Here is a 22065-nt window from a genome sequence, read left to right as displayed (position 1 = left end):
TACGTTATTCTTCTGTTAGATAACCTTTCTTAAATAGAATTTGCACTTTATTTCTACTCCTAATCGTTTTATTTTTATCTTAATCTTTTTACCTTCTTCAGAAGAAAATAAATTATTAAGATCCGAAAGTTTATATTTATAGGCATTTATTCCATTCACCTGTAAAAGAATATCTCCTTTTTTTAAACCAGCAAGATCAGCCGGTGAACCAAGTCTTATATTTGAAATCTCATATCTGGGCTTAAGTACAAGATTATTTGAAATCACCAATTTTTGTTCACTTACAATATTATTTAATCCTAAATAAGCTTCATTTTTTTCTGTATAAGATTCTTTTTTTATACCATTAATATCATAATCATTTATGGTAGTATAACCTCTATGCTGAATAGTGATTCCGCTCATATTGTAATAAAATGGTTTACTATAAAAGCTATTCTTTTTAAACGATATTTTCTGACCAGGATAATCTATAATAAGGTTAAATCTATGTAAAACATCACCGCCTAACGATCCTTCTCTGTCATCGAGAGACATTCTCTGGGTGTAAATAGAATCTGGAAAAGAAGCTTTTACTTCTTTCATTTTAAAATTACCAATATAAAACTCTTTGATTTTAGTTTTTTGACCATATACATCTCCATTAAATCCTTTACCCAAAAAGTCTCTAAACGACTTTCTGGTTATTCGAATACCTTTTTTAACATCTTTAAACAACCATAAAGAAGACCCAGAACCTGAGTCCAGCAAAAGATCAACATCAATCAATCGATTTTCAGACATGTATTTTGCAACTACAAATGGTTTTTTATTTCCATCTCTTAAATCAAGTTTAGCCTGATAGCATTTTCTACATTTTTTATACACATAAAATTCTGGTTTATATATTTTTATGTATTCTTTGGTATAATTAACATCAAAAACAAAATCTTTAAAAAAATCATAACCGATAACCCCATGTATAATAGTTCCCATTCTGGGCGAAAAATTAATTGATTCATCCAAAACCTTATAAATGGTATGATTAATACTTAGCGCATCACCAATCGTGATTACATTATTAACCGTTCGCATCGCTTCTACCGGGTCATCATTACCTAATCCTCTAAGCTGAATCTTTGAAATATTTTTATGTTTTAGAGAAATAGTATCATCAACACTAAAAACAATTGTAGAACCAATACCAGTATCTAGAATAAAAGAAAGCTTGGTATCGTTTACAACAACAGGAATAACAATTAGGTTATTGATTAATTGAAACTTAATCTTAGTGCTGTTCTGTTTAAAAGGTAATCTGAAATCATTTTGAGCATGAAGAACAAAATTGAAAAGTAAAAATATCATTAAAAACCTACCTTTCATAAAACAACAAAATTAAGTCATAGAAGCTTGATCGCATTAAATATAAAAAAATAGTTAAAAAAACATCTCAATTACACCCCTATTCCTAAAATATTTAAGAAATTTACCGCTATTTTATTTTTTTAAATCAGATCAGATGCCAATAATATCGCATAAAGGCAAAGCTATGCCCGAATCACCAATTCGAAAATTGGTGCCTTTTGCAGAAAAAGCTGCAAAAGAAGGTAAGCATATTTACCATTTAAATATCGGTCAACCAGATATAAAAACACCGATTGAAGCCATGGATGCCATACGAAACCACAAATTAGACATTTTAGCGTATAGCCACTCTGCCGGATTTGAAAGTTTTAGAAATAAATTAGCCGACTATTATGCAAAACACAATATTACGGTATCTTCTGATGAAATTTTGGTCACTACCGGAGGTAGTGAAGCATTAATTTTTACTATGGGTAGTATTACAGATCCTGGTGATGAGATTATAGTTCCCGAGCCTTTTTATGCAAATTATTATAGTTTTTCGACACAATCTACTGTTAAGGTAGTTCCTGTTATATCTAAGATAGAAAACGGATTCGCATTACCATCAATTGCAGAGTTCGAAAAATTGATTACGAAAAAAACCAAAGCCATACTGATCTGTAACCCCGGTAATCCAACAGGTTACCTTTACAGCAAAGAAGAAATAAAACAATTAGCAGAACTTGCTATCAAGTATGACTTATTTTTGATTTCTGATGAAGTGTATCGAGAATTTGTATATGACGACTCAGAGCATTACTCTATTTTACAAGAAAAAGGTCTTGATGAATATGCCATTATTGTAGATTCTGTCTCTAAACGATACAGTATGTGTGGAGCCCGTATTGGATGTATGATAAGTAAAAACAAAAGTGTAATGGAAACAGCTATGAAATTTGCACAAGCACGACTAAGTCCTCCTACTCTTGCGCAAATTGCTAGTGAAGCAGCTTTAGAAGCGCCAGAATCCTATTATACAGAAACGGTTGAAAAATACAAACTAAGGAGAGATACCTTGGTTGCAGGACTTAGAGAAATCCCTGGAGTAAAAGTAGGAGTTCCCAAAGGTGCTTTTTACTGTATTGCCGAATTACCAATCGAAGATGCTGATCATTTTGCACAATGGCTTCTAGATGAATTTGATTTAGATAAACAAACTATTATGGTGGCACCAGCTTCTGGATTTTATTCGGGACCTAACAAGGGGAAAAATCAAGTAAGAATAGCATATGTTCTAAATCGAAGAGATCTTAAAAAGGCAATTGAAATATTAAAAATAGCTCTTGAAAAATACAATAATCAATGAAGCGAACATTAAAAAATTAAACCTATTTTCCCAAAAGGAAATGTTTAAGATTTTTAATGAGAGAACGTAGTGATTTGCACATGTTCTCAATTTTATAATTAATTTATCATCAAATAATTACTAAAATTTAAATGTGTGAAAATTGAATATAATAAATCCTTAAAAAAATACAATACTTTCGGGATTGATGTCGTTGCAGCAGAATTTGCAGCTATTACATCAGAAGCCGAACTTGATACAATGCTCTTAAAAAACAATAAAAATCCACTTTTTATTTTGAGCGGCGGGAGCAATATGCTATTGACAAAAAATCTAGATATGTTAGTGTTGCATATTGCCATAAAAGGAATTACAGTTATAGAAGAATCAGACAAGTATGTATCTGTATCTGTAAATGCAGGAGAAAACTGGCATGATTTTGTACAATACTGTATCAAAAATAATTATGGAGGCTTAGAAAATTTATCTCTAATTCCCGGGTATGTTGGTAGTGCTCCTATTCAAAATATTGGTGCTTATGGTGTAGAACTTAAAGATACAATGACAAGTTGTGAAGCAATCAATATCAATACCAGAAAGAAACATATCTTTTCAAATAAAGATTGCAAATTTGGATATCGTAATTCTATTTTTAAAAACGATGTAAAAGGTGAATATATAATCACCAAAGTCACTTTTAGATTAACAAAAAAAGAACATACTCTTAATACAAGTTATGGTGCTATAGAAAATGCCTTGATAAATGGGGGAATTACCCAACCCACAATTAAAGACGTTTCTGAAGCAGTGATTGCTATACGAAAAAGCAAACTTCCGGATCCCTCACAAATAGGAAACAGTGGTAGTTTTTTTAAGAATCCTGTTGTTGATATTAAACATTTTACCAGGCTTCAAAAGACATATCCTAACATCCCTTTTTATAAAATAGATGAAGAACATATTAAAATTCCGGCAGGCTGGCTGATCGAACAATCTGGTTTTAAAGGAAAACGTTGGGGTGATGCAGGAGTGCATAAAAAACAAGCTTTGGTTTTAGTAAACTACGATAATGCCTCTGGAAATGAAATTTTGAATGTATCTAAAAGAATTTTAACCAGCATAAAAGAAAAATTTGATATTCTTCTGGAAACTGAAGTCAATATTATATAATACAATATTGAGATATTAATAAAGATATCTAATCAAAAAAAGCTAATATTAATCAAGAATTGACACATTATTCTTAATTTTTTGTTTAATAGCTTCTTAGCCACACATTCTTTGTATCTTTGTAATCAATTTTGATTTTTTATATTATTATGAAGCTTTTATTACTTACAATTGTTTTATTACTATTAGCATTTGGTGGTATCGCAATTAAACTATGGGCGAAAAAAGATGGTAAATTTGCTGGTACATGTGCAAGTCAAAGCCCGTTTTTAAATAAAGATGGTGAATCATGTTCTCTTTGTGGTAAGACTCCGGATCAATACTCAAGTTGTAACGAAGAAAAACACACTAAATAGTTTCTTATCGATTATCTATTTCACTCAAAAATAATGTATTGAAAAAAGAAGACTCTATCCTTTTAGAAGATCATATTAAAAAAGCTAAAGAAGGGAAACAAATATCTTTTAATTATCTTCTTGATACTTTTTGGAATGATGTTTACAATTTTCAGTTAAAAAAAACTCAGGATGAGTACGAAGCTGAGGACATTACTATACAAAGTTTTTCTCGAGCATTTGATAAAATTAACACGTTTAAAGAAGAATACAACTTTAAAACATGGCTGATTCAGATCTCAAAAAACATACATATAGATCTATTGCGAAAAAAAAATGCTTCAATACAGTCCAAAACCACAACACAAGTAGATGATGCCGTATATAAAATTATCGACCATAACCCAACCCCAGAAGATAAGCTAATTACCGAGCAAAATTTAGCTCAATTACTACTCTACATTAAACAATTAAAACCTAATTACCAAAAAGTAATTAATCTAAGATATTTTCAGGAATTGAGTTATAAAGAAATTGCTGATCATCTCAATGAACCTATAAACAATGTTAAAGTAAAGTTATTGAGGGCCAGAAAACTACTTTCTGAAATAATTACCAATGCAAAACACTAATTTATAAACAAAAAAACTATCGCAAGGTAAAAGAAGTAAACCTTTTGATAACACTATATAATGGATCAATCCATTTGTCGTTGATCTTTTTATCGTATTTCACAAACTTTTGTATCAATCCTTTTGGCGCAGAAATCTCTTTTTCTATAGCAGTGATATTAATATACTTCTGGTTATTAAGCAACCATTTTTCTACACGCTTTCGATTGTTTTTTGTTTTTTTAAGACTTATCAATTCTTCAGGCATGATTTTTTCTCTTTATCACATGAGATAACTGTCAAATTCAAAAAAAATTTTACGTTAACTTAATTTTAACCTGATGTTAAGACTTTGTATAGATATGGTTTTACTGTAAGGAGAAATCTACAGAAACTATAGCTCTTGTTCTCCTTTAATATCAAGCAGTTTAACAATGTACTTCTTTTTCAAAATCAAGATGCCTCTTAAAACGATGTATTAACTTTATTCAAAACTTCATCCTAATCTAAGCTTTCTTTGTATTTTTGCTAAAAATGTTGCTTGTATGAATAACAATGTTGCTAGTGTAGCACCTCCTAAAGGAAAACCAAAATGGTTACGTGTTAAACTTCCCACGGGAAAGAAATATACAGAGCTTCGGGGATTAGTAGATAAATATAACTTACATACTATTTGCACCTCAGGAAGCTGTCCTAATATGGGGGAATGCTGGAGTGAAGGAACTGCTACCTTTATGATATTAGGTAATATATGCACCCGTTCCTGTGGTTTTTGTGGCGTTAAAACCGGAAGACCAGAAACTGTAGATTGGGAAGAACCCGAAAAGGTAGCTCGATCTATAAAATTGATGAAGATAAAACATGCTGTTATTACATCTGTAGATAGAGATGATTTGTTAGATGGTGGGTCAATTATCTGGGCAGAAACTATTCAAGCTATTCGCAGAATGAGTCCAGAAACTACACTAGAAACACTAATTCCGGATTTTCAAGGAAAAACAAAAAATATAGATAGAATCATTACAGTAAAACCAGAGGTTGTTTCTCATAATATGGAAACTGTAAAAAGACTAACTCGGGAGGTTCGCATCCAGGCCAAATATGAGCAAAGCTTACAAGTATTAAAATACCTTAAAGAAAATGGTATTGAACGTACAAAAAGTGGAATCATGTTAGGACTTGGTGAAAAAGAAGAAGAAGTGATACAAACACTAAGCGACCTTAGAACAGTAGGTTTAGATATCGTTACAATAGGACAATATCTGCAACCAAGTAAAAAACATCTTCCTGTAAAACAATTTATAACTCCGGATCAGTTTAAAAAATATGAAGAAATAGGTTTAGAAATGGGATTTAGGCATGTAGAAAGTAGTGCCTTGGTAAGATCTTCATATAAAGCTCAAAAGCATTTAACTTAATCCAAAAACAGTAGTAAGGATTTAATGAATACACCTATTAGAATTGCCATCAACGGTTTTGGAAGAATAGGCCGTAACTTGTTTAGATTATTAATTAATCATCCTAGTATACAAGTTGTAGCAATAAACGATCTCGCCGACTCAAAAACTTTAAGTCACCTTCTTAAATATGATAGTATACATGGTATTTTATCTTATGAGGTATCACATACCAAAGATCATATTATAGTACAAGATGTATCAATACCATTACTTAATGAAAAAGATCCCGAACATTGCAACTGGAAAAAATATGATGTAGACATTGTTATCGAATCAACGGGAAAATTTAAAACCAGACCTGATGCAGAAAAACACCTCAAGGCCGGAGCAAAAAGAGTTATCTTATCTGCTCCTTCTATAGAAGATAGTATAAAAACTATCGTCATAGGTGTAAATGATCATATACTTGATGGGTCAGAGACTATCTTATCTAATGCTTCTTGCACCACAAACAATGCAGCACCAATGATCAAGGTAATTAATGATTTATGCGGAATTGAACAAGCTTATATCACCACAGTACATAGTTATACTACTGATCAAAGTTTACATGACCAACCACATAGGGATTTAAGACGGGCACGAGCCGCAAGTCAATCTATAGTACCTACAACAACTGGCGCAGCAAAAGCACTAACAAAAATTTTTCCCGAACTAAGTGATGTAATAGGAGGATGTGGTATAAGAGTCCCTGTCCCAAATGGATCACTCACAGATATTACCTTTAATGTTAAAAGACAAACTTCTATTGAAGAAATTAATAACGAATTTAAAAAAGCCTCTCAAACCAGCTTAAAAGGCATCTTGTCATACACAGAAGATCCAATCGTATCTGTTGATATACTTGGCAATCCGTACTCTTGTACGTTTGATTCTTTAATGACTTCTGTGATAGGAAAAATGGTAAAAATCATAGGTTGGTATGACAATGAAATAGGATATAGTAATAGAATAATTGATTTAATTATTAACATTTGTAAGAAATAACTATCTTAGTTGAGATATTTCAGAGGAAAATGCCAACCCAAATCAAATATTTTATAGCGCAATTTTTACTTATTTGTTGTTTTTTTGGTTCTGCACAAACGACTGAGCTTTCAGAAAACAATCAAATGAAAGACTCTATTGAGAGCTATTTGATGAATGCTTCACAATCTATTGATCAAACTAGATTAGAAACTGCACTTTCTAATATTATCAACGCAAAAGAACTTGCTTTACAACAACAAAATAAAACCTATATAGCAAAGACCAATATGGTGCTTGCTAAGCTATACCGCGAATTGGGGGATCTAAAAAAAGCTGAAGAGCAAATCCTAGATGCTATTGCTTTTCAGAATGAAACCAATGACGAATTTATGCTTGTTTCCTCATATAGTATATATGGATCAATTGCCACAAAGCTTGGAAAATTTAAAACAGCATTAAAATCCCTTCAAAACGCGTTAGCAATAGCCAAAAAAAATGATTACAAAAATCAGGAAGGACCTATAAAATTAAATCTTGGACTTTTAGCTCTCGCTCAAGAAAAACCCAAATTGGCTATACAACACTTTAACAGCGGGCTTCCTATCATCAATTCATTTGATCAGTATTATTTCAAAGCAAAACTCTATACAAATAAAGCTAGAGCACAGTTATCAATGAACCAACCTGATGAAGCCATGAAAACCAATGATTTGGCTATGCAAATTGGTGAAGATATGGGATATGCAGAAATACAGTCAGAATGTTTCGAACTGTATAGCCAGATATATGAACGAAAAGAAGATTATCCTGCTTCTCTTAAGAATCTTAGAGCGCACGAAAAAATAAAAGATGCTCTTTTTAACACCAATAAAGAAATTATAGCTCAGGAAGCAGGTGCAAAACTAAATCTAAATGAAAACAATGTTCTAATAGAAGAGTTAACAGAAGAAAACATACAACAACAAAGGTCATTAAAATTAGGACGACTTACTACCATACTAAGTATTGCTTTAATAACAATATTATCTCTTTTAACGCTTTCTCTTTATAAAAATAATAACCTAAGAGCCAGAGCAAATGAATTATTACAAAATAAAAATACAGAACTTATACTGGCAAAAGAGAATGCAGAAAGAGCTAGTGAAGCCAAAGTTCAATTCCTTTCTACAATAACACACGAGTTAAGAACACCATTATATGCTGTTACAGGATTAACGCATTTGTTACTCGAAGAAAGCCCTACACCTAATCAAAAAGAGCACCTTAATTCTCTCAAATTCTCTGGAGAATATCTTTTGTCACTAATTAATAATATTCTGGATCTCAATAAACTTGAAGCTAACAAAGTAGAACTAGAAAACACATCATTCAATTTAAAAAAACGAATAAACGATGTATTAATAGCGCTGGGCAAATCTGCTAAAGACAGAAATAATAATTTACATTACGAATTTGATGAGTCTATCCCAGCTAAACTTAAAGGAGACCCACTTAAAGTTTCTCAAGTCTTAATTAACCTTATCGGAAACTCTATAAAGTTTACACAAAACGGAGATATTTGGATACGAGTAAAACCAATTAATCGAACCGATAATAAAGTCTCGCTTAGTTTTGAAATCGAAGATAACGGAGTAGGAATATCAGAAAAAAAGCAACTTAGTATTTTTGAAAACTTTACTCAAGGTTCTGTACAAATTAATAGAAAATTTGGTGGTACGGGCTTAGGACTATCAATAGTAAAGAATTTATTATCCTTAATGGATAGTGAGATCAAACTAGAAAGTGAATTAGGCAAGGGATCAAAATTTTTATTTGATCTTAAATTCGAAGTTTTTGAAGACAAAAGCACCAACTATACTGAAGAAGCTAAGAAAATTGATTACAGCATAATGATCGACAAACATATACTGGTGGTCGAAGACAATAAAATCAATCAACTAATTACGAGAAAAATCTTAGAAAAGAATGAGATAAAATGTGATGTTGCCGATAATGGTGATATTGCAGTAAATAAAACAAAAGAAAACGCTTTTGATCTTATTCTTATGGATATCCATATGCCAGGAATCAGTGGAATTGAAGCCACCAAACAAATTAGAAAATTCAATAAAGAAATTCCAATTATAGCATTAACAGCCGTTACCCTAGATGATAATCTGGATGAGTTCTACGATAATGGATTTAATGACATCATACCAAAACCATATAAAACTGAAGAGTTTTTCACAAAACTCCACAAAGCATTGGTAAAAAAACAAGCCACTGCTTAGTGATTTGGCATGGCTTTTGAGAAACAAAGGTTAACCGAGTTTATAAATAAACTTATTTGAGTTAGCCAGAATTAAAAAACAAGATCCTACTATAGGATCTTATTTTTTTTCAATAAACTTCAATATTTTATCATCAAAAGAAGAAGCTCCTTCTACAAACCTTACTCCTATCGGCTGGTACCATAATTTCTCTTCAGAAATATCCGAAGCTAATCTCACATAATCTTTTTCTGTCGCAATAATAAATTCAAGACCATTTAATTTATCTAATTCAGTATCGGTAAAATTATGATGATCAGGAAAACTAATATGATCAAATGTTAACCCTAAAGAAGTATAATAATCTAATAAAGGAGTAGGATTAGCTATACCTGTCACCAAAGTAAAATGAATAGTTTGTAAGGAACCGATTGGTTTTGTTCCAGAAATATTTACGATATCATTTCCATAATCGATAGTAGTAAAAAACAAATCTTGATTGGGTTTTATCGCAAGTTTATCTGTAATTCTTTTTCTTTCTTCAAAAGACAATGGATTAGGACATTTTGTAACTACAACAATATCAGCTCGATCAGCCCCTTTTTTTGGTTCCCTTAAATTTCCTGTAGGCAAAACAATATCATTACAGTAAAGATCATAATATGCAGTAAGCAAAATATAGAATCCTGCTTTTACCTTACGATGTTGATAAGCATCATCTAATAAAATTACTTCCGGTTCGGGTGTTAATGATCTTAAATTAGAAATTCCACTACGCCGATCTGCATCTACCGCTACAACAACATCTGTAAATTTTCTTTTAAACTGAAGTGGCTCATCTCCTACTTGTTTTGCCGTAGAAGAAGTAGCAACCAGCTTAAATCCTTTGGTTTCTCTTTTATATCCCCGACTAAGTGTTGCTAATGACACCTTATCTTTAAGCAAAGTAATTAAATATTCTACCATCGGTGATTTACCTGTTCCTCCTACACTAAGATTCCCTACTGCTATTATCGGAAAGGTATATGTCTTAGATTTTTTAATCCCCAGATCATACAATTTATTTCTCAACCAGGTAATCAAATAATAAAAAGGAACAAAAGGTAAAAGTATTTTTCGCAGTAAATTCACACGTTTAAAATTTTCAATATATCAGTGCAACAAAAGTATAAAACGAAACTTTGATTATTGATAAAAGTTTTTTTACATTCAATTTTTATTCAAAAACATATTATAATGCAAATAAAAGAGGTTATACAGCATCTTGAAACTTTAGCTCCAATCACATACGCAGAGGATTTTGATAATGTTGGTTTATTGGTTGGTAGTCGTGAAACTGTAGTAACGGGGGTGCTGGTAACCCTGGATACTCTCGAAAACATAGTAGATGAAGCAATAGAAAACGACTGTAATCTCATTATAAGTTTTCACCCTATCGTATTTAAAGGACTCAAAAAATTTAATGGCAGTAACTATGTAGAGCGAGTAGTAATGAAAGCTATTAAAAATGACATTGCCATTTTTGCTATTCATACAGCACTAGACAATGCGATACACGGAGTAAATAATATGATATGCGAGCAATTAGGACTTCTAAATCGCAAAATTCTTATCCCGCAAAGCGGAAATATAAAGAAATTAGTCACCTTTGCTCCTACTACTGAAGCCGAAGCATTACGCAACAAGCTATTTGAAGCCGGAGCAGGAAGCATTGGTAATTACGATAATTGTAGTTTTTCTTCTGAAGGAACAGGAACATTTAGAGCTTCTGATACTGCAAACCCATCAATTGGTGAAATCGGAAAAACACATCGCGAAAAAGAAACTCAGATTCAAATTACATACCCCAAACATTGTGAAGGTAAAATTCTTAAAACTCTTTTTGAAAATCATTCTTATGAAGAAGTAGCCTATGAAATTACCACTCTTGAAAATAAAAATCAAAATATTGGGATGGGTATGATTGGGGAGCTTCCAAACCCGGTAGAAGAGCTCGATTTTTTAAAACACATCAAAAATATTTTTAAAACCGGATGTGTACGACACTCAGCATTACTAAACAAGCCTATCAAAAAAGTAGCTGTTCTTGGCGGTAGCGGTAGTTTTGCTATTGCCAATGCACATCGAGCAGGTGCAGATATTTTTATCACTTCAGATCTAAAATATCATCAATTTTATGAAGCCGAAGGAAGGCTAATATTAGCCGATATTGGCCACTATGAGAGCGAACAATACACAAAAAACCTAATTGTTAGTTATCTTAGAAAAAAAATCAGTAATTTTGCAATCATTTTATCGGATAAAAACACCAATCCTATTCAATACATATAAAATATGGCAAAGAAAGAAGTTACTGTTGAGCAAAAATTAAGAGCACTATATGACTTGCAATTAATAGACTCTAGAGTTGATGAGATCAGAAACGTACGCGGAGAATTACCTTTAGAGGTTGAAGATCTTGAAGATGAAGTAGCCGGATTAAACAAAAGATTAGAAAAGCTAAACAATGATCTTGAAACTATCGCCGAAGGTATTAGTAACAAGAAAAATCTAATTGAAGAAGCTAAAGCATTAATCAAAAAATACGGAGAGCAACAAAAAAATGTTCGCAATAATCGCGAGTACAATTCACTTAGTAAAGAAATTGAATTCCAGGAATTAGAAATTCAATTAGCAGAAAAGCATATCAAGGAACACAAAGCTCAGATTGTTCAAAAAAATGAGATCATCGATCAGACCAAAACAAAGCTTGGAGAACGTAACTCTCATCTTTCTCACAAAAAAGGAGAGCTTGATGCTATTTTAGCTGAAACTGAAAAAGAAGAACAAGCTTTAATCTCTAAGTCTGAAGATTACCAAAAAGAGATCGAAGAACGTTTAATCAATGCTTACAAAAGAATACGTAGTAATGTAAAAAACGGACTTGCTGTTGTGCCAATTGAACGTGGTGCTTCTGGAGGGTCGTTCTTTACCATTCCGCCGCAAGTACAGATGGAAATTGCTTCTCGCAAGAAAATCATCACAGATGAACACAGTGGTCGAATTTTAGTTGACCAAGAACTTGCAAAAGAAGAAAAAGAAAAAATGAATGCACTTTTTGCAAAACTATAATAAATACTAGTTTAACAACATATAGCCTCAGTAAAACTGAGGCTTTTTTGATTGCACAAACAATGAATCATATCCTCATCATAGGCTTTGTTTGGCCAGAACCCAATTCTTCGGCAGCAGGAAGCAGAATGATGCAGCTTATAGCACTATTCGAAGCTCAAAACTGGAAAATCACCTTTGCCAGCCCCGCAGCAGAAACAGAGCGCATGGTAAATCTCGAAAACACAAACATCACTAAAGCAACAATAGAGCTTAACAATTCTAGTTTTGATGATTTTATCAAAAAACAACAACCAGACATAGTGATGTTTGATCGATTTATGACTGAAGAACAGTTCGGATGGAGAGTCACAAAATATTGCCCTAATGCATTAAAAATATTAAACACAGAAGACCTACATAGTCTTAGAAAAACCCGGCAAGAATTATTTAAAAGCAATGCAACTTTTAACAACGACGCTCTTTTATCTAGTGACATTACAAAACGAGAGATTGCAAGCATATATCGATGCGATCTATCCCTAATTATTTCTGATTTTGAAATAAAACTTCTTAAAGAGATCTTTAAAATAAATGAAGACTTATTATTCTATTTACCTTTTCTGTTTGACCCCATCACTACAGAGATAAAAAAAATATGGCCTGAGTATAAAAACAGAAAACACTTTGTTACTATAGGAAATTTTCGCCATGAACCAAATTGGAATAGTGTGTTATACCTTAAAGAAGTTATTTGGCCATTAATCAGAAAAGAGCTTCCAGAAACAGAACTGCATATCTATGGATCATACCCTCCTCCTAAAGCAACACAACTACACAATCCAGAAGAAGGGTTTCATATTAAAGGATGGGCAAAAAGTGCAACAGAAATAATGTCGCAAGCCCGCGTTTGCCTTGCCCCTTTGCGATTTGGAGCAGGAATTAAAGGAAAACTCGCAGAGGCCATGCTTTGTGGCACACCAAGCGTAACCACCTCTATAGGGGCAGAAGGAATGCTCGATGAAGAAGCCGATTGGAACGGTTTTGTTATCGATGACCCTTCAAAATTTGCCAAAGCAGCCATAAGATTATATAATAACGAAAGCCTCTGGCAACAATCACAACAAAACGGAATAGAGATTACAAATACACGGTTTCAGAAAAAAAAGTTCTGTACCCCGTTTCTCAATCAGGTTTCTAAACTTCAAAAAGACCTTAATAAACATCGTACCAAAAACTTTATCGGTAGCATACTACAGCATCATACACTACGAAGCACCGAATTCATGTCTAGATGGATAGAAGAAAAAAACAAAGCTTAGTGAGTTCGCATTATAAAACAACACTACCCCTGTAACCTACTGTAAATCAATTAATAAAATTGAAAAATAGGGGAAATCCCCCTTTTATTAGAATAAAAATATCTCTAATTTTACTTTACCAACAAAATTAATTTTAGGAGGAATCAGAAAATCCTTTAACAGAGTACGAACAACTAGTACTGGTTTCTATTACTATATAAATTTGATCGAAACTAGTATAAATCTTAAAACCTTATGAAAAAATTCACACTAACTATCTTGGCGAGTTTTATGTTACTATTATTCTCATCTTGTGAAAAAGAAGTTAACACTACAATCGAAACTCAGGAAGTAATTACCCAGGAAGATATCATTGGAATCAAGAGATCCGAAATACCTGATGATATTAAACTCGATTATCACGAAAAATATGGTGTTATACGAGCAGATGAATACCCTATGGAGCGTAGAGGTACAGAAATCACCTTAGAAACATTTTTAGAAAAAGCAAATCTCAAAAAAGATGATTTTGCCGATTACAGAATCACCGAAAGACAATTTTCTGGAATTGGACTAGCTGAACATCGAATAAACGGGGAAGTAATTCAGGTACATCACGAATACAAAAACGAACCTGTAACTGTTTTTGAAGGAGTTACACATGAAGGCAAAAGAGTAACAATAATCATCATTATTGTCTGTTCTAATGGACTTGTTATTATAATTATTCTCTAAACTTCTAAAAAAATAACAATTCTCAAAATAAATAAAAAATCAGGAGTGACACCATAACATATCACTCCTGATTTTAATATTATAATAAAAGTACCGCTACTTAAAGTGCAGCTACGTGTTTTGCTAATTGTGATTTCAAGTTAGCAGCTTTATTCTTATGAATAACATTATTCTTAGCTAACTTATCAAGCATAGAAACAACTGTAGGAAACAAAGTCTCTGCTTCTTTCTTATCAGACTCACGTAATTTTTTTATAGCATTACGTGTAGTTTTATGCTGATACCTGTTTCTAAGACGTTTTGTCTCGTTACTTCTGATTCTTTTTAATGCTGACTTATGATTTGCCATCTCTCTTCTATTAAATTTCTTACTATAAAATTTGTAGCCCGTAGGGGAATCGAACCCCTCTTACCAGGATGAAAACCTGGCGTCCTAGCCGATAGACGAACGGGCCATTTTCCCTTTTCAAGGATTGCAAATTTATAGCTTTCACTTTAAATTTGCAATTAATTTCATTATTGTAGCCCGTAGGGGAATCGAACCCCTCTTACCAGGATGAAAACCTGGCGTCCTAGCCGATAGACGAACGGGCCATGTTGTCTAATTGCGGATGCAAAAATACAACTATTTTTTAATGCTGCAAGTGTTATTTTATTTTTTTCTAAAACCCTTAATAAGCCTTAGCAAATAACACTCTCATTTTTGATGGCTTATCACTATAAACACAGCTCCCTTCCTCTTCTTTTGCATCAAAAGGAATACATCGTATTGTAGCTTTAGTAAGCTCCTTTATCTTTTGCTCTGTCTCTGCAGAACCATCCCAATGTGCCGAAATAAACCCTCCTTTATTCTCCAAAACATCTTTAAACTCATCAAAAGAATTTACTTCTGTAATATGTTCATCCCTATATTGAGTTGCTTTTTGATGTAAACTTTCCTGAATCTCTACAAGCAACGACTCTATTGTTTCAACAACTTCATCTTTAGCAACAAATTGTTTTGTTAATGTATCACGGCGAGCAAGTTCTACAGTTCCTTTTTCTAAATCCTTAGGTCCAATTGCAATCCTAAGAGGAACTCCTTGTAATTCATACTGAGCAAATTTAGCTCCTGGCCTATGCGTATCTCTATTGTCAAACTTAACAGAAATTCCTTTAGATCTTAAGTCAGTGACCAATGCATTAGCAACTTCAGAAATTTGATTTAATTGCTCTTCTCCCTTATATATAGGAACAATTACTACTTGAACAGGAGCCAAATTAGGTGGTAAAACCAAACCATTATCATCGCTATGAGTCATAATTAAAGCACCCATCAAACGAGTCGAAACTCCCCATGAAGTAGCCCATACATAATCTAACTTACCTTCTTTTGACGTAAATTTTACATCAAATGCTTTTGCAAAATTCTGCCCTAAGAAGTGCGAAGTACCTGCCTGTAAAGCTTTTCCATCTTGCATTAACGCTTCAATACAATATGTATCTTCTGCTCCAGCAAAACGCTCACTCTCTGTTTTTCTTCCTCTTATTACAGGAATAGCCATAAATTGCTCTGCAAAATCCGCATATACATTATTCATTTGCTCTGTTTCTGCAATTGCTTCCTGCCTTGTAGCATGAGCTGTATGCCCTTCTTGCCATAAAAACTCTGCAGTTCGAAGAAATAGCCTAGTCCGCATTTCCCATCGCACTACATTAGCCCACTGATTCACCAACAAAGGCAAATCTCTATATGATTGTATCCATCCTTTATATGTATTCCAAATAATAGCTTCAGAAGTTGGACGTACAATCAACTCTTCTTCTAACTTAGCTTTAGGATCTACAATAAGCTTAGAACTATCTTCTGGGTCAGTTTTTAATCTATAATGAGTAACTACTGCGCATTCTTTAGCAAACCCTTCTGCGTTTTTTTCTTCTGCTTCGAATAAGCTTTTAGGCACAAATAATGGAAAATAAGCATTTTGATGCCCTGTTTCTTTAAATTTTTTATCTAATTCTGCCTGCATTTTTTCCCAAATAGCATACCCATACGGCTTAATCACCATACACCCTCTTACTGCCGAATTCTCGGCCAGGTCGGCCTTAACGACCAATTCGTTATACCATTTTGAATAATCTTCACTACGCTTTGTTAAATTCTTACTCATAAACTTCTATTTGGCACAAATGTTGTGGCTCTGTTAAATATAATTTAGTTAGCGCAAAACTAACTAAATTTGTAATGTTCAACAATAAAATAAGAAGATATGCGACTTAAAAATTATTTTCAGAGAAGTGGAGCTTTAGGTTTTTTACTTTTAGCAGCCATCCTTATGTTGACGTCTTGTGGTTCGTATGAATACACTCCTTATAGAGATGGTATTTATGGCGACGCGGCAAGCCAAAAAAACATTGAGACCCAACCTAATAATACAGATAAAAAATCTAATTATTATTCTAGCTATTTTTCTGAAAAATCTGCACAAATCGATACCGCAATTGAGGAAGATGCAATTTTTACCGATATTGATTCTTATTCTAGCGAAGGTTATGATGCTGCAGATACTACTGCTACTGCATTAAACTATGAAGTTGGACAACCAGCATGGGGCAGCAACCCTACAGAAATCAGCGTTAACCTTTACAATACTGGTTGGAATAACTGGGGTCCTGGATGGGGATGGAATGGATGGTACGGTAATGGATGGGGATGGAATGCAGGATGGGGATGGAACACCGGATGGGGATGGAATGGTCCTGGATGGGGATTTGGCTGGGGTAACCCTTATTGGTATGGTGGTTACTATTGCCCTCCTTATTATGGAGGTTATGCGGGATATTACAGAGGATATTATCGCCCTTACTATAACAGGTATCCATATTATGGAAGATCTCGTTACAGAGCATACAACAGGAGTGCAAGAAACTCTTACGCTTACTCTACCAGAAGTCGCAGAGCATATAATAATTCAAAATACAGCACAAGGTCACGAAGATCTTCAACTTACAGCAGAAGCAGACAAGGATATAGCAACAGAAGAGTTGATGCTGCCAGAAGAACACGATCTTCATCAAACAACTATTATAACAGATCCGGATCTTCAAATAATACGTATTCTCGTTCGCGATCATCTTCGGTAGGCAGAAGTAATTCGACAAGATACACTAGACCAGCAACAACGACAAGATCCAGAAGTAATTCAACAAGAAGCAGAGGATACTCTCCTTCGTCGAATAATTCTTCAAGAAGTAGAAGTTCTGGGTATTCAAGAAGTAGTGCGCCTCGTAGCAGTGGGTATTCACGATCAGGAAGTAGCAGCAGGTCTAGAAGTAGCGGAAGTCGTGGTGGTAGCAGAAGCAGAAGTCGCGGAAGAAATTAAAAAACTTAATTCAAACTTATAAACCAATTGTTAGATAACTTTCCCGAATATCTTACTTATTTTTGAGGTATTCTGTAATTCAAAATTTAAAAAATTGATGAAAAAGCTATTCTTATTCATAGGTATACTATCTATGTCTTTTTTGAGTGCTCAAGATATTACCGATGCATTACGTTATTCACAACAAGATATCCTTGGTACCGCACGCTACAGAGCTATGAGTGGTGCTTTTGGCGCCTTGGGCGGGGATTTATCTGCACTGCAAATTAACCCTGCAGGATCAGCCGTTTTTTTAAATCCTCATGGATCGGTTACCCTTTCAACTAGTCATATTGATAACGACATAAACTACTCTAATCGTTTAACTAATCGTGATTCTAGAAATTTAAATTTTAATCAAGTAGGAGCCGTTTTTGTTTTCGATCATTACAGTGATGATGCGATCATTAATAAGCTTTCATTAGGATTAGCGTATGATCAGACTGCAAATAACGCCAATGAATTTGCTGCTTTTGGGAGAAGTTCTAATTCTATCGACAACTTTTTTCTTGCCGAAGCCCAAGGGCTGCCTCTGGATCTGATTTCGAGAAGATCGGGAGAATCTATAGACCAGCTTTATAGTTTTCTTGGAGAATCTGAAGGCTATGCTGCTCAACAAGCATTCCTAGGTCGTGAAGCTTTTGTTATAGAAGCAACTGATGTTGACAATCCTAATAACACTTCTTATTTCTCGAATATTGCACCTGGTGTTTTTGATCAGGAATACTATTATGAAAGCACAGGTTTAAATGGAAAATTCACCTTAAATGGAGGTGCGCAAATTAATCAAGTTTTTTATGTAGGATTTAATATCAACTCTCATTTTATTAATTACGATAGAGTTACTGAGTTTTTTGAAGGAAATAACAATGCAGGCAGCAATGTTAATGAAGTAACATTTACCAATAAATTATCTACTACTGGTGGAGGGTTTTCTGCTCAAGTTGGGGGTATTGCCAAGGTATCTGAAATGATTCGCTTAGGAGCTTCTTTTGAATCTCCTACCTGGTACTATATTGAAGAAGAGACCACTCAGCGCCTAGAAACATTTAGCGATATAGACGGAAGATCTATTGTTGATCCCGATGTTATTAATATTTTCCCAGAATATAAATTACGCACACCCGCAAAAGCCACAGGTAGTATTGCTGTATTATTTAAACAACATGGATTAATCAGTGTCGATTACTCATACAAAGATTATTCTACAACAAAACTAAGCTCTGACGAAAACATTAGCTTCTCTAATCTTAACAGGGAAATTAACGACAATTTACAAGGTGCTTCTAGCATAAGAATTGGTACCGAATGGAGAGTTGAAAACTGGAGCATTAGAGGTGGATATCGTTTTGAAGAAAGCCCATATAAAAATGATTTGATCCTTGGAGAAAAAATAGGGTATTCTCTTGGAACAGGGTATTCTTTTGGAAAATTTAAAATTGATATTGCTTATGATTACAGCGAACAAGAACGTACCGAGCAATTTTATCCTAATTCTGGTTTTAATAATGCAGCTCTTGTAGATAGTCAAATGCAAAATCTTACATTTACTTTTGGCATGAATTTCTAGAATAGTATTTATCATACAAAAAAACCGAGATCATAGCATCTCGGTTTTTTTGTATAAAAGTATTTTATCGTATTAATGAAAAATTACCTGCAAAAACTCTCCTTCGCATATTCGGATCTCTGGGTTCATTAAATTCTACTCTAAACCAATAATCTGAAGAAGGCATATTTTTTCCGTTATAGGTACCATCCCATCCTGGTCCACCTGCCCTTAGTTGTTTTAACAACTTACCATATCTATCAAATATATAGATTAGTGCCGCAGGTTGGCCTTCGATATTAATCAGGCTCCAGGTATCATGAAAGCCATCCCCATTAGGTGTAAAATATTTAGGGTATCCTAAAATCATAATAACATCAGATATTTCTTCACTAGCAGGACAGTTTGCATATCTGGCTGTAATAAAATAATCTCCTGGCGGAACATTAGTAAATATTGGCGAAGACTGAAAAGGCCTATATTCTAAAAAGCCATTTCCTATATCCCGGTCGAGCCTATACTCAAAATCATCAAACCCTGCAGCTTCTACATCAGGAGCAGCAACTACTTCTGCCGTAATAGTATACCGCCCTGCAAAAGACTCTTCTGCAATAGAATATCCTACAGAAACAACAGCATCCGAAACATCCAGAACTACTAAATCATCAGGAGAATCAGGAACCTCTGCTCCTGTTTCATCAAAACCTCTTAATTGATACACTCCTTCTGTAGTAACTTCTAAAAATGGTATTACTCCAGGAGGTCCCGGAACATTCACAAAATTAGTAGTTCCTACATCTGCTCTTGCCCATTGATACGTTACAGCTCTAGGAAACCTTCCTTCTATAGTAATCGGAAATTCACCACATGTAGCAATATCAGGTCCTACACCTGGTTCTAAAATACTACAATCTGTAGTTCCTGCATTATCTTCGTTAAGATTGGTTTGCTGAAGTTGAATAACCCCTGCCTCATCTGCAAAATTAGTAATTAGAATAATATAATACTCGCCAGATTGCGCATTAGGTATTGTTAGTGTTTCTATATAGATATCATCATCTGGTGTTCTTGCATAACTACAATCTATAATATTAGTATTATCCATATTATTAATATAATAATCAGGATCATCGACATTATTTACACATTCTGCAGGACGTATATTATCTCCGTCCCCATTATTATCACATCCCTGAGAAAGAATATCACAATTCACAAATGAAGTAGGAAAAGGTCCCCAGGCAATAAAATCTACATCAAGTTGCCTTTCTCCTCTGTCTAAATTACTATTATCATTACTATCGACCCATTGCTGAATATCAAAAATCAATTCTCCTGGTTGATCAATACGAATAAAGTACCATGCTGGATTAGGAGTAGTATTTAAACAACCCACTTCACCAAGACCATCCATATCACCAGTTACATTAGGGAAAGTCAATTCTAAAGAAGCATCAGAACAAAAAGGTTGAGCAGCTCTACAAGCTACATCAAAGTCCTGAGCATAAAAAAGCGTACTTTTAAAAACAAGAATGCTAAAAAGTAACAAAATTTGAGGTAATCCTTTTGCCATTTTCATATAACGTTAAAACTTTATTTTTCGTGTGTTACAGTTCAATTTGGGACTTAAATATACAGAACTTCTCCAAGAAAACTAATATCTACAATTGTTTAACATAGCTTTTACTAAGTAAAACAACAAAATCGTATCTTTGCACACCATAATATAGAAGGTATTCATTAATACAATTCTATTTATGTTACAAAAAACAAAAAAGTGAGAATTTTGATAAATTATAAAATTTTGAAGTGTGAAAATTGACAAGGCCCTCGAAGCTATTGAAGCGCTAGGTGATAATCATGTAGCTACTAGCGCTACCACTCCTCTTAGAGAAGATGCCTTTAAACTTAGCGATGCCGAAAAAATTGCTTTGATTAAAGAAGATGTAAAACATATTATGGAAACTTTGGGACTAGATCTAACAGATGATAGTCTTAAAGGTACTCCTCAACGTGTAGCAAAAATGTTTGTAAATGAGATTTTTTCGGGCCTTCATCCTCAAAGAAAACCAGATGCCTCTACATTTGACAATCATTATAAATATGGAGAGATGCTGGTAGAGAAAAACATTACTGTATATTCTACTTGTGAGCATCATTTACTTCCAATTGTTGGTCGGGCTCATGTGGCATATATCTCTAATGGTACCGTAGTTGGACTATCCAAAATGAATCGTATTGTTGATTATTATGCAAAACGTCCACAAGTACAGGAACGTCTAACCATGCAAATCGTTCAAGATTTACAAGTAGTTCTGGGAACAAAGGATGTAGCTTGTGTTATCGATGCAAAGCATTTATGTGTTAATTCTCGAGGAATCAGAGACATAGAAAGCAGTACGGTTACTAGCGAGTTTGGCGGTAAATTTAAAGAGCAATCTGTAAAAAGAGAATTTTTGGATTACATCAAATTAGACACTACCTTTTAATTTTATTTTCAACAAAATCATAAGCATCACTCTAC

20 protein-coding genes and 2 tRNA genes are annotated in these 22065 nt (G+C 33.6%); 14 read left to right on the top strand and 8 right to left on the bottom strand.

Annotation, left to right across the window (positions count from 1 at the left end; all coding sequences use genetic code 11):
- Positions 1-15: 15 nt before the first annotated feature.
- Complete coding sequence (locus Z053_RS0119790) at positions 16-1344, bottom strand: aspartyl protease family protein (RefSeq protein ID WP_025666709.1); 1329 nt, start codon at positions 1342-1344, stop codon at positions 16-18.
- Between the two features lie 154 nt (positions 1345-1498).
- Between Z053_RS0119790 and Z053_RS0119785 the strand changes: the two genes are divergently transcribed.
- The 4 genes from Z053_RS0119785 (at position 1499) to Z053_RS0119770 (ending at position 4808) form a co-directional block, all read left to right on the top strand.
- Positions 1499-2692: a pyridoxal phosphate-dependent aminotransferase gene (locus Z053_RS0119785; RefSeq protein ID WP_025666708.1), complete on the top strand. Its 1194-nt coding sequence runs from the start codon at positions 1499-1501 to the stop codon at positions 2690-2692.
- Between the two features lie 135 nt (positions 2693-2827).
- Complete coding sequence (murB, locus tag Z053_RS0119780; RefSeq protein ID WP_025666707.1) at positions 2828-3841, top strand: UDP-N-acetylmuramate dehydrogenase; 1014 nt, start codon at positions 2828-2830, stop codon at positions 3839-3841.
- 149 nt (positions 3842-3990) lie between these two features.
- Positions 3991-4197, top strand: a complete 207-nt coding sequence (locus Z053_RS0119775) for a hypothetical protein (RefSeq protein ID WP_025666706.1) — start codon at positions 3991-3993, stop codon at positions 4195-4197.
- 38 nt (positions 4198-4235) lie between these two features.
- Positions 4236-4808: an RNA polymerase sigma factor gene (locus Z053_RS0119770; RefSeq protein WP_025666705.1), complete on the top strand. Its 573-nt coding sequence runs from the start codon at positions 4236-4238 to the stop codon at positions 4806-4808.
- 16 nt (positions 4809-4824) lie between these two features.
- Here Z053_RS0119770 and Z053_RS0119765 read toward each other — a convergent pair whose 3' ends face one another.
- A complete protein-coding gene (locus Z053_RS0119765; protein WP_025666704.1) occupies positions 4825-5055 on the bottom strand; it encodes a hypothetical protein in 231 nt (76 codons plus the stop codon).
- Positions 5056-5332: 277 nt separating this feature from the next.
- On the opposite strand from Z053_RS0119765, the gene lipA reads away from it, so the two are divergent.
- Genes lipA through Z053_RS28980 form a run of 3 tightly spaced genes read left to right on the top strand, consistent with a single transcriptional unit; the run spans position 5333 to position 9486 of the window.
- Complete coding sequence (gene lipA, locus Z053_RS0119760; protein ID WP_025666703.1) at positions 5333-6205, top strand: lipoyl synthase; 873 nt, start codon at positions 5333-5335, stop codon at positions 6203-6205.
- 24 nt (positions 6206-6229) lie between these two features.
- Complete coding sequence (gap, locus tag Z053_RS0119755; protein ID WP_025666702.1) at positions 6230-7234, top strand: type I glyceraldehyde-3-phosphate dehydrogenase; 1005 nt, start codon at positions 6230-6232, stop codon at positions 7232-7234.
- Between the two features lie 29 nt (positions 7235-7263).
- A complete protein-coding gene (locus Z053_RS28980; protein ID WP_025666701.1) occupies positions 7264-9486 on the top strand; it encodes a tetratricopeptide repeat-containing hybrid sensor histidine kinase/response regulator in 2223 nt (740 codons plus the stop codon).
- A 99-nt stretch (positions 9487-9585) separates the two neighbouring features.
- On the opposite strand, the gene lpxK is transcribed toward Z053_RS28980, so the two are convergent.
- Complete coding sequence (lpxK, locus tag Z053_RS0119745; RefSeq protein ID WP_025666700.1) at positions 9586-10596, bottom strand: tetraacyldisaccharide 4'-kinase; 1011 nt, start codon at positions 10594-10596, stop codon at positions 9586-9588.
- Between the two features lie 105 nt (positions 10597-10701).
- Between lpxK and Z053_RS0119740 the strand changes: the two genes are divergently transcribed.
- The 4 genes from Z053_RS0119740 to Z053_RS0119725 all read left to right on the top strand — a co-directional run bounded on the left by Z053_RS0119740 (position 10702) and on the right by Z053_RS0119725 (position 14591).
- The gene (locus Z053_RS0119740; protein WP_025666699.1) at positions 10702-11796 is read left to right on the top strand and encodes a Nif3-like dinuclear metal center hexameric protein; all 1095 of its coding nucleotides are present in this window, start codon (positions 10702-10704) and stop codon (positions 11794-11796) included.
- A gap of 3 nt (positions 11797-11799) precedes the next feature.
- The gene (locus Z053_RS0119735) at positions 11800-12576 is read left to right on the top strand and encodes a zinc ribbon domain-containing protein (protein WP_025666698.1); all 777 of its coding nucleotides are present in this window, start codon (positions 11800-11802) and stop codon (positions 12574-12576) included.
- A gap of 47 nt (positions 12577-12623) precedes the next feature.
- A complete protein-coding gene (locus Z053_RS0119730) occupies positions 12624-13877 on the top strand; it encodes a glycosyltransferase (protein WP_316930200.1) in 1254 nt (417 codons plus the stop codon).
- A gap of 234 nt (positions 13878-14111) precedes the next feature.
- Positions 14112-14591, top strand: a complete 480-nt coding sequence (locus Z053_RS0119725) for a hypothetical protein (protein ID WP_152538349.1) — start codon at positions 14112-14114, stop codon at positions 14589-14591.
- A 100-nt stretch (positions 14592-14691) separates the two neighbouring features.
- Here the strand turns inward: Z053_RS0119725 and rpsT are convergent, their stop codons facing one another.
- From rpsT to proS, 4 genes are all read right to left on the bottom strand, one after another.
- Positions 14692-14940: a 30S ribosomal protein S20 gene (gene rpsT, locus Z053_RS0119720; RefSeq protein WP_024770782.1), complete on the bottom strand. Its 249-nt coding sequence runs from the start codon at positions 14938-14940 to the stop codon at positions 14692-14694.
- A gap of 34 nt (positions 14941-14974) precedes the next feature.
- Positions 14975-15046, bottom strand: a tRNA-Glu gene (locus Z053_RS0119715).
- A gap of 67 nt (positions 15047-15113) precedes the next feature.
- Positions 15114-15185, bottom strand: a tRNA-Glu gene (locus Z053_RS0119710).
- A gap of 77 nt (positions 15186-15262) precedes the next feature.
- Positions 15263-16741: a proline--tRNA ligase gene (gene proS, locus Z053_RS0119705; protein ID WP_025666695.1), complete on the bottom strand. Its 1479-nt coding sequence runs from the start codon at positions 16739-16741 to the stop codon at positions 15263-15265.
- Between the two features lie 99 nt (positions 16742-16840).
- Here proS and Z053_RS31135 point away from each other — a divergent pair, with 99 nt between their 5' ends.
- Together Z053_RS31135 and Z053_RS0119685 are read left to right on the top strand one after the other, a co-directional pair.
- Positions 16841-17953, top strand: a complete 1113-nt coding sequence (locus Z053_RS31135) for a hypothetical protein (protein WP_152538348.1) — start codon at positions 16841-16843, stop codon at positions 17951-17953.
- A gap of 97 nt (positions 17954-18050) precedes the next feature.
- The gene (locus Z053_RS0119685; protein WP_025666692.1) at positions 18051-19562 is read left to right on the top strand and encodes an OmpP1/FadL family transporter; all 1512 of its coding nucleotides are present in this window, start codon (positions 18051-18053) and stop codon (positions 19560-19562) included.
- Between the two features lie 64 nt (positions 19563-19626).
- On the opposite strand, the gene Z053_RS0119680 is transcribed toward Z053_RS0119685, so the two are convergent.
- Positions 19627-21114 (bottom strand): T9SS type B sorting domain-containing protein, encoded by a 1488-nt coding sequence (locus Z053_RS0119680; protein ID WP_160170127.1) that lies wholly within the window; start codon positions 21112-21114, stop codon positions 19627-19629.
- A gap of 238 nt (positions 21115-21352) precedes the next feature.
- Here Z053_RS0119680 and folE point away from each other — a divergent pair, with 238 nt between their 5' ends.
- Complete coding sequence (gene folE / locus Z053_RS0119675) at positions 21353-22030, top strand: GTP cyclohydrolase I FolE (RefSeq protein WP_025666690.1); 678 nt, start codon at positions 21353-21355, stop codon at positions 22028-22030.
- The last annotated feature ends 35 nt before the right edge of the window (positions 22031-22065 follow it).

Origin of the sequence: Aquimarina megaterium XH134, from assembly GCF_000520975.1 — a bacterium.
GTDB lineage: Bacteria > Bacteroidota > Bacteroidia > Flavobacteriales > Flavobacteriaceae > Aquimarina > Aquimarina megaterium.
This window is presented reverse-complemented; position numbering and strand designations above follow the sequence as displayed.